Annotated in this window: 8 protein-coding genes; all 8 read left to right on the plus strand. The window is 71.0% G+C overall.

Annotated elements, in window-relative coordinates; all coding sequences use genetic code 11:
* Positions 1 to 89: 89 nt before the first annotated feature.
* The 8 genes from ugpC (at position 90) to M2165_RS04835 (ending at position 11,638) form a co-directional block, all read left to right on the plus strand.
* The gene (ugpC, locus tag M2165_RS04800) at positions 90 to 1,097 is read left to right on the plus strand and encodes a sn-glycerol-3-phosphate ABC transporter ATP-binding protein UgpC (protein ID WP_280813538.1); all 1,008 of its coding nucleotides are present in this window, start codon (positions 90 to 92) and stop codon (positions 1,095 to 1,097) included.
* Entirely contained in the window at positions 1,094 to 1,834 is a 741-nt protein-coding gene (gene ugpQ, locus M2165_RS04805; protein WP_280813539.1) for a glycerophosphodiester phosphodiesterase, read from the plus strand. The genes ugpC and ugpQ overlap by 4 nt, the downstream gene beginning before the upstream one ends.
* Positions 1,835 to 1,892: 58 nt before the next feature.
* Positions 1,893 to 4,328: a DUF3772 domain-containing protein gene (locus M2165_RS04810; RefSeq protein WP_348541042.1), complete on the plus strand. Its 2,436-nt coding sequence runs from the start codon at positions 1,893 to 1,895 to the stop codon at positions 4,326 to 4,328.
* Between the two features lie 121 nt (positions 4,329 to 4,449).
* Positions 4,450 to 5,592, plus strand: a complete 1,143-nt coding sequence (gene flhB / locus M2165_RS04815) for a flagellar biosynthesis protein FlhB (protein WP_280813541.1) — start codon at positions 4,450 to 4,452, stop codon at positions 5,590 to 5,592.
* A complete protein-coding gene (gene flhA, locus M2165_RS04820; protein WP_280813542.1) occupies positions 5,589 to 7,688 on the plus strand; it encodes a flagellar biosynthesis protein FlhA in 2,100 nt (699 codons plus the stop codon). Before flhB ends, flhA begins: the two co-directional genes overlap by 4 nt.
* Positions 7,685 to 10,054 (plus strand): flagellar biosynthesis protein FlhF, encoded by a 2,370-nt coding sequence (flhF, locus tag M2165_RS04825; RefSeq protein WP_280813543.1) that lies wholly within the window; start codon positions 7,685 to 7,687, stop codon positions 10,052 to 10,054. The genes flhA and flhF overlap by 4 nt, the downstream gene beginning before the upstream one ends.
* Positions 10,051 to 10,932 carry a flagellar biosynthesis protein FlhG gene (locus M2165_RS04830; RefSeq protein WP_280813544.1) on the plus strand — a complete coding sequence of 294 codons (882 nt, stop codon included), beginning with the start codon at positions 10,051 to 10,053 and terminating at the stop codon, positions 10,930 to 10,932. Before flhF ends, M2165_RS04830 begins: the two co-directional genes overlap by 4 nt.
* Positions 10,907 to 11,638 carry an RNA polymerase sigma factor FliA gene (locus tag M2165_RS04835; protein WP_280813545.1) on the plus strand — a complete coding sequence of 244 codons (732 nt, stop codon included), beginning with the start codon at positions 10,907 to 10,909 and terminating at the stop codon, positions 11,636 to 11,638. The genes M2165_RS04830 and M2165_RS04835 overlap by 26 nt, the downstream gene beginning before the upstream one ends.

The following is an 11,638-nucleotide window of genomic DNA, read 5'->3' on the forward strand; positions in this document are numbered from 1 at the left end:
GCCCGGCAAAGCCGGTTCCGCGGTGTTTCCCGCTTCGGCCCTGTGCGTGTCCGTGCGCTGGCCATCCTCTAAGACCAAGAACAGACAACATGTCAGCCATCTCTCTTCGCAACGTCATCAAACGCTACGGCAAGGGCCCCAAGGCCAACCAGGTGATCCACGGGGTCTCCGCCGAGGTGAACCACGGCGAGTTCGTCGTCATCGTCGGGCCCTCGGGCTGCGGCAAGTCCACGCTGCTGCGCATGGTGGCCGGGCTGGAGGAAATCTCCGCCGGCGACATCGCCATCGGCGGCCGCGTGGTGAACCAGCTCGAGCCCTCGGAGCGCGACATCGCGATGGTGTTCCAGAACTACGCGCTCTATCCGCACATGAGCGTGTTCGCCAACATGGCCTATGGCCTGAAGATCGCCAAGGTGCCGAAGGACGAGATCAAGGTGCGCGTCGACAAGGCCGCGAAGATCCTCGAACTCGGCCACCTGCTCGAACGCAAGCCGCGCGAGCTCTCGGGCGGCCAGCGCCAGCGCGTGGCCATGGGCCGCGCGATCGTGCGCCAGCCCAAGGTGTTCCTGTTCGACGAGCCGCTGTCGAACCTCGACGCCAAGCTGCGCGCCCAGACCCGCCTCGAGATCCAGAAGCTGCACCGCGAGCTCGGCATCACCTCGCTGTTCGTCACGCACGACCAGGTCGAGGCGATGACGCTCGCGCAGCGCATCATCGTGATGAACGGCGGCGTGATGGACCAGTTCGCCACGCCCGAAGAGGTGTATTCGCGCCCCGCCACCACCTTCGTCGCGAGCTTCATCGGCTCGCCGCCGATGAACCTGCTCAAGCACGCGCCCGGCGTGCGCCCGGGCCAGATCCTCGGCATCCGCCCCGAGCACATGACGCTCGACGAGAGCGGCTGGTCGGTGCAGGTCGAGCAGGTCGAGCTGCTGGGCGCCGAGCGCCTGGTGTACGGCCGCATCGGCGACGAGCAGATCATCATGCGCACCGACGAGGCCGACCATCCGCCGGTGCCCGGCGACACGGTGCGCATCGCGGCGCGCCAGGACAAGCTGCACTGGTTCGACGCCGGCTCCGGCAAGCGCGCCGAATGAGCCCCGCCTGGCCCTACCCGCGCTGGATCGCCCACCGCGGCGCCGGCAAGCTCGCGCCCGAGAACACGCTGGCCGCCTTCCGCTTCGGCGCGGCGCACGGCTATCGCATGTTCGAGTGCGATGCCAAGCTCAGCGCCGACGGCGTGGCCTTCCTGCTGCACGACGCCACGCTCGAGCGCACCACCAACGGCCGCGGCATCGGCGGCGCGCAGCCCTGGAGCGCGCTGTCGCAGCTCGACGCCGGCGGCTGGCATTCGCGCGCCTTCGCGGGCGAGCCGCTCGCCACGCTCGAGAACCTCGCGCGCTTCTGCCTCGCCAACGGCCATCTGCTCAACATCGAGATCAAGCCCACGCCGGGCACCGAGCGCGCCACCGGCGAAGCGGTCGCCCGCCAGGCCGCACGGCTCTGGCAGAACGCCGCCATCCCGCCGCTCCTGACCTCCTTCCAGCCCGAATCGCTCGAGGGCGCACGCACGGTCGCGCCCGGGCTGCCGCGCGGGCTGCTGCTCGACACCTGGCGCGACGGCTGGTTCGAAACCGCCACCGGCCTCGGCTGCGCCGCCGTGGTCTGCAACCATGCGCTCTGGGACGCGGCCACCGTGGCCCGGGTGCAGGGCGCCGGCATGCGCGCGCTGAGCTACACGGTCAACGACGAGTGGGCCGCCGAGCGGCTGATCGCCCTGGGCACCGACGGCATCATCACCGACCGCGTCGACCTGTTCAGCCCGGCCGGCTGAGCCCGCCTGCGCGCGCCGCGCCAGGCCGGCGCGCCGGGGCCGGAGAACGGCGCCTCCTATGATGGCGGCCATGAGCCTGATACCCCGCCTGATGGCCCTGTGCCTGGCCGCCCTGCTGTGGTGCGGCGCCGCGGTGGCGCAGCCCGATGCGGTCGGCGGCGCCGCCACCATGGCGCCCGAGCCCCAGCCCACGGTGGCCGAACTGCGCGCCCGGTTCAACAAGATCGCCGGCACGCCCGAGCCCGACGCGAACGTGCGCCAGCTGCTGGCGCAGATCAACGAGATCGGCGTGCAGGCCGAGAAGTTCGTCGCCGCGCGCACCGGCGAGCTGGCCGACCTGAACGCCCGGCTCGGCGAACTCGGCAATCCGCCCGCCGCCGGCGCCACCGAAGACCCGGACATCACGCGCCAGCGCGCCAGCCTGACCAAGGAGCGCAACGCGCTGGACGCCGACATCCGGCTGGCGCGCCTGCTGTCCATCGACGTGCGGCAGCGCGGCACCGAGCTGGTGGGCCAGCGCCGGGCGCTGTTCGAGGCGCAGATCACCGAGCGCGCGCCCTCGCCGCTGGGCGGCGAGTTCTGGCGCGACCTGCGCGAGGCCTGGCCGGACGACATCGAGCGCCTGCAGGCCATGGGTGGCGCCCTGCAGGACGGCTTCGCACAGGCGACCGGCGACGGCAGGCGCGCCGGCGTGGTGGGCGCGCTGGCGCTGGCGCTGCTGCTCGCGGTGCTCGGCACCTGGGGCGCCGAGCACCTGCTGACGCGGCTCGCGGCCCGCATGCTGCCCACCGGGCGGCTGCGGCGCTCGCTGCTGGTGATCGCGATCGTGGCCAGCCACGTGCTGCTGGTCGGGCTGGCCGCGCACGGCTTCGTCAGCGTGCTGGAGGACCACGCCACCTGGGCGCCCGAAGCCCGCAAGGCGCTGCGCTCGGCGGCGCAGGCGCTGATGTTCATGGCCTTCGTCATCGGCCTGGGCCGCGCGCTGCTGGCCACCGGCCGCCCGAGCTGGCGGCTGCCGCCGATTCCCGATGCGATGGCGAGCCGCCTCGGCGCCCTGCCGTGGCTGGTCGCGCTGGTGGCCGCGCTGGCCTGGGCGCCCGCCCGGATCAATGCGCTGGTCGACGCGAGCTTCGCGGCCGTGGTGGCCACCCACGTGCTCACCGCGCTGGTGCTCACGGCGCTGGTGGGCACCGTGGTGCTGCGGCTGAAGGCGCTGCGCGCGGACGCCGCCGAGGCCGGCCTGCCCGAGCGGCCGATGTGGGTCGGCCTGCTGGTGGCGTGCATCGGCGTGGTGGTCGTCGCGATCTGGGTGCTGGTGGCCGCGGGCTACGTGGCGCTCGGGAGCTTTCTCGCCTCGCAGCTCACCTGGAGCGGGATCGTCGCCGCCTCGTTCTACGTGCTGTTCAAGTTCGCGGACGACCTGTTCATGGCCGCCGTGTCCTCGCGCGGCGCCTTCGGGCAGCGGCTGCAGAAGAGCTTCGGCCTCGCGCCGCAGACGCTGGACCAGGTCGCCACGGTGCTCTCCGGCCTGAGCCGGGTGGGCCTGTTCTTCTACATGCTGATCGCGCTCGCCGCTCCGCTGGGCACCGGGCCCGACGAGGTGTTCCAACGCAGCGGCAAGTTCGGCACGGGCGTGAAGGTGGGCGAGTTCCAGCTCGTGCCGGGCGCGATCCTGAGCGCCGCGGCGGTGGCGCTGGTCGGCTTCATCGCGCTGCGCGTGTTCAAGCGCTGGCTGGCGCGCAGCTACCTGCCCAGCACCCGCTTCGAGCCCGGCATGCAGAGCTCCATCGCCACGCTGCTGGGCTACGTGGGCGGCGTGCTGGTGGTCGCGTTCTCGCTTTCGGCGCTGGGCATCGGCATCGAGCGCATCGCCTGGATCGCGAGCGCGCTGTCGGTGGGCATCGGCTTCGGCCTGCAGGCCATCGTGCAGAACTTCATCTCGGGCTTGATCCTGCTCGCGGAGCAGCCGGTGAAGGTCGGCGACTGGGTGGTGCTGGGCACGACCGAGGGCGACGTGCGGCGCATCAACGTGCGGGCGACGGAGATCCAGCTCGGCGACCGCTCGACGGTGATCGTGCCGAACTCGGAGTTCATCACGAAGACGGTGCGGAACATGACGCTGACGAACGCGGAAGGCCGCGTTCTAATCCGCCTGCCGATGCCGCTGACCACCGACGCCCCGCGCGTGCGCGATCTGATGCTGGAGGCCTGCCGCGCGCACGAGGGCGTGCTGGACACGCCGGCCCCCTCGCTCACGCTGGAGGGCATCGAGAACGGCCTGCTCGTGTTCCAGGCGATCGCCTATGTGTCCAGCCCGCGCCTTGCGGGCGGCGTGCGCAGCGACCTGCTGTTCACGATCCTGGAGCGGCTGCATGCGGCGCAGCTGCCGCTGGCGCCCTACGCGGCGGCGGCGGCGCCCGCGCCCATGCCGGCGGCTCCTGGCGCCGCGGCGGCCCCGGCGCCCCCCGCCGACGCGGGCCCGGCCGCCGCCTAGGCACCCGATCATCCAAGCAGCGGGCAAATGCCCGCGCTGATCGACCGATTGTCCGGAGGCCCCCGAACGAACAATCAGCCATGAGCAGGCGCCGTGTCGCCAACGCTCGCCCGGAGCACCCATGGCTGAAGAAAGCGACCTCGAAAAAACCGAACCTGCCTCCCCGCAGCGCCTGGAAAAGGCGCGCGAGGAAGGCAACGTGCCCCGGTCGCGCGAGCTCTCCACCTTCGTACTGCTGGGCGCGGCCGGCGCCGGCCTCTGGCTGACCTCGGGCTCGCTGGGCGCCACGATGCGCGGCGCCCTGGCGCAGGGCCTGCATTTCGACCGCGCCACGGCCTTCGATCCCTCCCACATGCTCGCGCGCGCCGGGCTCATGGCCTTCGAGTCGCTGCTCGCGCTGGCGCCGCTGTTCGGCCTGATGATGATCGCCGCGGTGGCCGGGCCGCTGATGCTCGGCGGCTGGCTGCTCTCGACCAAGTCGCTCGCGCCGAAGTTCGACAAGCTCGACCCGATCGCCGGCATCGGGCGCATGTTCTCGTTCCAGTCGCTGTCGGAGCTGATCAAGGCGCTGGCGAAGTCGCTGCTCATCGGCGGCGTGGCCTGGCTGGTGATCATGGGCAACATGGACGAGGTCTCGGCGCTGATGGCGCAGTCGGAGCGCTCCGCGCTGCCGAAGATGATCGGCCTGGTGGCGCACAACTGCGTGCTGATCGCCGCCTCGCTGCTGCTGGTGGCGCTGATCGACGTGCCGTTCCAGCTCTGGAGCTACTACCGCAAGCTGCGCATGTCGCGCGAGGACCTGCGCCAGGAGCACAAGGAAAGCGAGGGCGACCCGCACATCAAGGCGCAGATCCGCCGCCAGCAGCAGCAGATGGCGCGCCGCCGGATGATGGCCGAGGTGCCGAAGGCCGACATCGTCGTGACCAACCCGACGCACTTCGCGGTGGCGCTGAAGTACGTCGACAACGAGATGCGCGCACCGCGCGTGGTGGCCAAGGGCTCCGACCTGGTGGCCGCGCGCATCCGCGAGATCGCGCGCGAGAACAAGGTCGCGATCCTCGAGGCGCCACCGCTCACGCGGGCGCTGTTCAAGCACACCAAGCTCGGCGACGAGATTCCCGCCGGCCTCTACACCGCCGTGGCCGAAGTGCTCGCCTGGGTCTACCAGCTCAAGCGCTGGCAGGCCGAGGGTGGCGAAGCGCCGCGCACCCCTTCCGACCTCCCGATTCCGAAATCGCTCGAATACACGCTGGACGCCGCATGAACGCGATGGCAAACCTGACGCGCCTGCCGGCGCAACTCTTCTCCGGCGCCCAGTGGAAGGGCCTGGCCGGCCCGATCCTGATCGTGCTCATCATGAGCATGATGGTGCTGCCGCTGCCGCCCTTCCTGCTCGACATGCTGTTCACCTTCAACATCGCCATGTCGGTGATGGTGCTGCTGGTGAGCATGTACACGATGAAGGCGCTGGACTTCGCGGCCTTCCCCGCGGTGCTGCTGTTCTCCACGCTGCTGCGGCTGTCGCTCAACGTGGCCTCCACCCGCGTGGTGCTGATGCACGGCCACACCGGCCCGGATGCCGCGGGCAAGGTGATCGAGGCCTTCGGCCACTTCCTGGTGGGCGGCAACTTCGCGGTCGGCGTCATGGTGTTCATCATCCTGGTGATCATCAACTTCATGGTGATCACCAAGGGCGCGGGCCGCATCGCCGAGGTCGGCGCGCGCTTCATGCTCGACGCGATGCCCGGCAAGCAGATGGCGATCGACGCCGACCTCAACGCCGGCCTGATCGGCGAGGACGTGGCGCGCAAGCGCCGCACCGAGGTGGCGCAGGAGGCCGACTTCTACGGCTCGATGGACGGTGCCAGCAAGTTCGTGCGCGGCGACGCGGTGGCCGGCCTGCTGATCCTCGTGATCAACATCGTCGGCGGGCTGGTGGTGGGCATGCTCCAGCACGGCCTCGACTTTTCCACCGCCGGCAAGACCTACACGCTGCTCGCGATCGGCGACGGCCTGGTGGCGCAGATTCCCGCACTCGTGATCTCGACCGCCGCGGGCGTGATCGTCTCGCGCGTGACCACCGACGAGGACGTGGGGCGCCAGCTCACCGGCCAGCTCTTCTCCAATCCGCAGGTGCTGTTCCTGACGGCGGGCCTGATCGGCCTGATGGGCCTGATCCCGGGCATGCCGAACCTCGCCTTCCTGCTGATCGCCGGCGGCCTCGCATGGCTGGGCCGGCGCATCATGCAGCGCGCGCCCCGCGTCGCCGCGGAGAAGGCCGCCGCCGCAGCCGCCGCGGTGCAGGCGGCGCCGCCGCCCGAGACGCCCGAAGCGACCTGGGACGACGTGGCGATGGTCGATCCGCTCGGCATGGAAGTCGGCTACCGGCTGATCCCGCTCGTGGACCAGACGCAGAACGGCGAGCTGCTGGGCCGCATCAAGAGCATCCGCAAGAAGATCGCGCAGGACCTGGGCTTCCTCGCGCCGGTGGTGCACATCCGCGACAACCTCGAGATCGCGCCCAACAGCTACGTGATCAGCCTCAAGGGCGTGGAGATCGGCCGCGGCGAAGCCTTCCCCAACCAGTGGATGGCGATCAACCCCGGCCAGGTCACCGGCACGCTGCCGGGCACGCCCACGCAGGATCCGGCCTTCCACCTGCCCGCGGTCTGGATCGACGCCGGCCTGCGCCAGGAGGCCCAGGTGATGGGCTACACGGTGGTCGATGCCTGCACCGTCATGGCCACGCACCTGAACCACCTGATCCAGCTGCATGCCGCCGAGCTGCTCGGCCGCCAGGAAGTGCAGCAGCTGCTCGACCAGATCGGCAAGACCGAGCCCAAGCTGACCGAGGACCTGGTGCCCAAGGTCATGTCGCTGAGCACGCTGCACAAGGTGCTGCAGAACCTGCTCGACGAGGAAGTGCCGATCCGCGACATGCGCACCATCCTCGACGTGATGGCCGAGCATGCGCCCACGGTCAAGGACGCGGCCGAGCTCACCTCGCTGGCGCGCCTGGCGCTCGGCCGCGCGATCACGCAGCAGCTGTTCCCGGGCGACTCGGAGCTGCAGGTCATCGGCCTGGACGGCGCGCTCGACGGCGTGCTGCACCAGGCGCTCACCAACAACAACGGCATCGAGCCCGGCCTCGCCAACAGCCTCATGCAGCAGACCCGCGCCGCCATCGTGCGGCAGGAGCAGCTGGGCCTGGCGCCGGTGCTGGTCGTCCAGCATTCGCTGCGCGTGCTGCTTGCGCGCTTCCTGCGCCGCAGCTTCCGCCAGCTCAAGGTTCTCTCCCACGCGGAGATTCCTGACACCCGCAACATCAAGATCACCGCCACCATCGGAGGAAGAGTTTGAACACGCACACAGACGTCCGGACCAGCGCGCGCAAGTTCGTCGCGCCCACGAGCCGGGAGGCCCTCCGCATGGCGCGCGAGGCGCTCGGCGACGAAGCGATCGTGCTCACCAACCGCGTGATTGCCGAAGGCGTCGAGATCGTCGCCATGGTGCAGCAGGACGTGGAAGAGGTGCACGCCAAGGCACCCATCGCCCCGCCGCCGCCCGTGCAGCCGCCGGCGCCGGCCGCGCCCGTGCTCACGCTCACCCCGCCGCCCGCCCCCGCGCCGGTGGCGCCGGCGCCCGCGACGCTGGCGGCCGACAGCGTGCTCGGCGAACTGCATTCGATGCGCTGCATGATCGAGGAGCAGCTCGCCGGCGTGGCCTGGAACGACAAGCAGCGCCGCGATCCGATGCGCGGGCGCCTGCTGCGCACGCTGCTCGGCGCCGGCTTCAGCGCACGGCTCTCCAAGGCCATGCTGGAGCACCTGCCCACGGGCCAGAGCTACGCCCAGGGCATGGCCTTCGTGCGCTCGGAGCTGATCCGCACGCTGCCCGTGCATGACGACGAGGACGCGCTGCTCGCGCAGGGCGGCGTGTACGCGCTGATGGGTCCCACGGGCGTCGGCAAGACCACCACCACCGCCAAGCTCGCGGCACGCTGCGTGATGCGCTTCGGCGCCGACAAGCTCGCGCTGGTCACCACCGACAGCTACCGGATCGGCGCCTACGAGCAGCTGCGCATCTACGGCCAGATCCTCAACGTGCCGGTCTATGCCGTGAAGGACGCGGCCGACCTGCACCTGGTGCTGCAGGACCTGCGCGAGAAGCACATGGTGCTGATCGACACCGTCGGCATGAGCCAGCGCGACCGCGCCGTCTCCGACCAGATCGCGATGCTCTGCAGCAGCCACCGTCCGGTGAAGCGGCTGCTGCTGCTCAATGCGACCAGCCACGGCGACACGCTCAACGAAGTGGTGCATGCGTACCGGCACGGCAGCGACAGCGAACTCGCGGGCTGCATCTTCACCAAGGTCGACGAGGCCACCCATCCGGGCGCGCTGATCGACACCGTGATCCGCCACCGCCTGCCGGTGCACTACGTCTCGAGCGGCCAGAAGGTGCCCGAGAACCTGATGCGCGCCGACCGCGCGCAGCTGGTGGACAGCGCCTTCCAGGCCAACAGCCGCAGCGCGCTGTTCGTGCCGGGCGAAGGCGACCTGCACGACGCGGCCGCCGCCGCGAACGCCGCGGCCACGTCGGCCCAGGCCGAGGCCGAGCGGCAGCGCCTGCAGTACCGGCGCCTGATCGAAGCCATGGCGCACGATGCGCAGGAAGTGGCCGCCACCGCCTCCGCCCTGGCCGCCGCGCCGCTCGGCTTCGAGCAGGCGCGCGCGCTCTGGCGCCAGGCGGGCGACGACGAGATCGGCCACAAGGCCGTGCTGCAGACCCTGATGACGCATGCCGCCCACGAAGTCGCCACGGGCTGCGACACGCACCTGCTCGCGCTCGGCGGCCAGGTCGGCCTCAAGTCCGAAGACGGCAGCGATGCCTACCACTGCCAGGGCAGCCTGCTGCTGTCGGACCGCACCGGCCAGCCGCTCGCGGCACCCAACCAGTGGCTCTCCACCGCCGCCACCCGCAATGCCGCCGACCCGATGCGCAAGCCCGGCGTGCGCCAGGTGCAGTGGCTGCGCCAGCAGGACTTCGGCCGGCCCGTGGTGCACATGCTGCCGCGGCTGCCCTCGGGCGAACTCATGCTCCAGTGGCAGGTGCAGCACCAGCAGTGGCTCGCGCGCGTGCCCGGCTCCACCGCCGTGACCGATCCGCGCACCGGCGAATACGCGACGCTCAACGGCCTGGACTTCGCCTATGGCGAAGCGCGTGCCTTGCGCTTCAAGGGCCGCGTCGCCCTGCAGATGGAAGCCCAGGCCAGCGTGACGCTGCGCACCGACGGCGGCCTTCCCGGCCTGCGCTGCATCGCCACCCGCGTGGTCGACCCGCGCAGCCGCAAGGTGCTGGCGCAGGGCTATGCGCTCTCCAACATCGGCACCGACGCCGTTCCGCTGCACCGCCTGGCGCAGTGGCAGGCCTGGGCCGCCGAGGCGGAGCCCTGCTTCCGGCTGCTGCGCCAGGGCCTCGCGGTGCTCGGCGGACTCGGCGAGGCCGGCGATCCGCACATGATGAAGCGCCTGCTGATCGCGGGCCAGATCACGACCACCGTGTGGCGCCTGCTGCAGGCCGACGCCGACTGGGCCGTGCGCGCGCGCACCCTGCTGGCACAGCTCACCGGCCGCCAGGTGCGCGCCGGCCGGCCGGTCACGGGCAACGTGCTGTATGCGGGCGTGGGCAAGCTGTTCCTGCTGCTGGAGGCGCTGGACACGTGAGCAAGCTGGTTTCCGATCAGGCCGACGGGCTGCGGCGGCTGCTGGCGCAGTCGTCCGCGCGCATCATCGCCATCGCGAGCATGGGGCACCAGCCGGGCGCCACGACCACCGCGATGAACCTGGGCGCCGCGCTCGCCCACATGGGCAAGGACGTGCTGCTGCTCGACGAGCACAGCCTCGAGATGAACTCGGTCTCGGCCGAATGGGCGCTCGACCCGCTCGGCACGCTCGCCGACGTGGTCTACAAGCGGCTCACCTGCGACGGCGCCGCCGCGCGCACGCCCGGCGGCGTCAGCGTGCTGCCCGCGCCGCTCGGCGGCCAGCCCGACCACACCGATCCGCGCCTGCTGTGGAGCGGCGACATGATCCTGGTCGATGCGGCGCTCGACGGCGTCGGCAACCTGTCGCCGCTCGCGCGCATGGCCGACGAGCTGGTGGTGGTGCTGCAGCCGAACCCGGCTTCGATCACCGCCACCTATTCGGGCATCAAGCGGCTGCACTACGCCCATGCGCTCCGGCAGCTGCGCCTGCTGATCAACCGGGTCGCCGACCCCGAGGCCGCGCGCCAGACCATGGCCAACCTGGTCGACACGGGCAGCCGCTACCTCGCGGTCTCGATGCAGCCCGCGGGCTGGGTCCGCACCGATCCGCACATGCCCGACGCCAGGCGGCTGGGCCAGACCGTCGTGGAGGCCTTCCCGACCAGTCCGGCCGCCGTGGATTTTCGCGTCATCGCCGCCGCCGTGTCGCAGTGGCCATGGCGCCCGGCCGCGCGGCCGCAGGACGCCAGGGCCGCGCTCTGGCGGCCCGAGGCCCTGATGCCGGAACCTGCCAACGAGGAAGAGGACGACCGTGTATACCGCACAGGGAACCTTTGAGAAATCGCACCTGCTGAAGCAGCACCAGCCGATGGTGCGCCGCATGGCGCTGCAGATGCTGGCCAAGCTGCCCGCGAGCGTGGAGCTCGACGACCTGATCCAGGCCGGCATGATCGGCCTGCTCGATGCCTCCACGCGCTACCAGGACAACCGCGGCGCGCAGTTCGAGACCTTCGCCAGCCAGCGCATCCGCGGCGCCATGCTCGACGAGCTGCGCGCCAGCGACTGGGGTTCGCGCGGCCTGCGGCAGTCGTCGCGCAAGGTGGAACAGGCCATCCAGTCGCTCGAGCACCAGCTCGGCCGTCCCGCCACCGAAGGCGAGATCGCCAAGGCGCTGAACATGGAGCTGGACGAATACCAGTCGCTGCTGCAGGACATCCAGGGCTGCCAGCTGCTCTACGTCGAGGACTTCGCGCAGGACGGCGAATCCGACAACCCCTGGCTCGACCGGCAGGCACGCAACGACAACGGCACCGGCAGCGACGACCCGCTCGCGCAGCTGCTCGAATCGGGCTTTCGCCACCAGCTGGTCGACGCGATCGCCGCGCTGCCCGAACGCGACCAGCTGCTGCTGAACCTGTACTACGAGGAAGAACTGAACCTGCGCGAGATCGGCGCCATCCTCGAGGTGAGCCAGTCGCGCGTGTGCCAGCTGCACAGCCAGGCGATCAGCCGGCTGCGGGCGCATCTGAAGGATGTGCTCTGA

Source organism: Variovorax sp. TBS-050B, assembly GCF_029893635.1.
Classification (GTDB): Bacteria; Pseudomonadota; Gammaproteobacteria; order Burkholderiales; family Burkholderiaceae_C; genus Variovorax.

What these genes read in the sequence shown, in the direction of transcription:
- ugpC (WP_280813538.1), top strand. Translation starts at nt 90, where the DNA reads ATGTCAGCCATCTCTCTTCGCAACGTCATCAAACGCTACGGCAAGGGC.
- M2165_RS04810 (WP_348541042.1), top strand. Translation starts at nt 1,893, where the DNA reads ATGATGGCGGCCATGAGCCTGATACCCCGCCTGATGGCCCTGTGCCTG.
- flhA (WP_280813542.1), top strand. Translation starts at nt 5,589, where the DNA reads ATGAACGCGATGGCAAACCTGACGCGCCTGCCGGCGCAACTCTTCTCC.
- ugpQ (WP_280813539.1), top strand. Translation starts at nt 1,094, where the DNA reads ATGAGCCCCGCCTGGCCCTACCCGCGCTGGATCGCCCACCGCGGCGCC.
- flhB (WP_280813541.1), top strand. Translation starts at nt 4,450, where the DNA reads ATGGCTGAAGAAAGCGACCTCGAAAAAACCGAACCTGCCTCCCCGCAG.